The organism is Janthinobacterium sp. BHSEK, from assembly GCF_056174685.1.
The window spans coordinates 1-588 of record NZ_JBWBYV010000263.1 but is presented as its reverse complement, the minus strand read 5'-3'; the positions used below and the strand labels follow the sequence as shown (position 1 = coordinate 588).

Annotated in this window: 1 protein-coding gene; it reads right to left on the bottom strand. The window is 65.0% G+C overall.

The window, feature by feature from the left end; all coding sequences use genetic code 11:
* Window positions 1-588 (bottom strand): condensation domain-containing protein (locus tag AC0V2Y_RS28940; RefSeq protein WP_475418296.1); only part of this gene is annotated, 588 nt, incomplete at both ends.

The following is a 588-nucleotide window of genomic DNA, read 5'->3' as shown; positions in this document are numbered from 1 at the left end:
TGGACGTAGGGATAGTCGCGGTGCTCCAGCACCGACAGCTCGTTGGCGTACGTGGCTTTGATCAGCTCTTTCCAGCTGGAGCGCTCCAGCTTCTGGCGCAGCGGCAGCGTGTTCAGGAACAGGCCCAGCACCTTCTCCCCGTCTTGCTCCTCCGGGCGCACGTTGCTCACCAGCCCTGTCGTGACGTCGTCTTTGCCAGCCAGCATGGACACCACCCGCAGGTGGGCGCTCAGCAGTACCGTGCGCATCGGCACGGCCAGCGTCGCCGCCAGCGCTTGCAGCTTGCCGCAGACGGCGTCGCTGACCTTCGCGGCGCGGTTGCGGTCCATGCTCGTCGCGTCCTGCGCTTGCTCGGCCGGCGGCAGCGTCGAGTACACATGCCCGTCCAGATAGTGCTTCCAGAACGCGCCTTGCCGCTCCGATCGCAGTGCCTGTTTTTCGCGCAGCGCTGCCATCTTCGGCGTCACGCGCAACGATGGCAGCGCAATGTCCTTGCCTTCGAGCGCAGCGAAGTAGGCATTGAACAGCTCGGTCTGGAACGAGGCCACGCTCCAGCCATCGAGAATCGCATGGTGGAAGCTGAAGGTG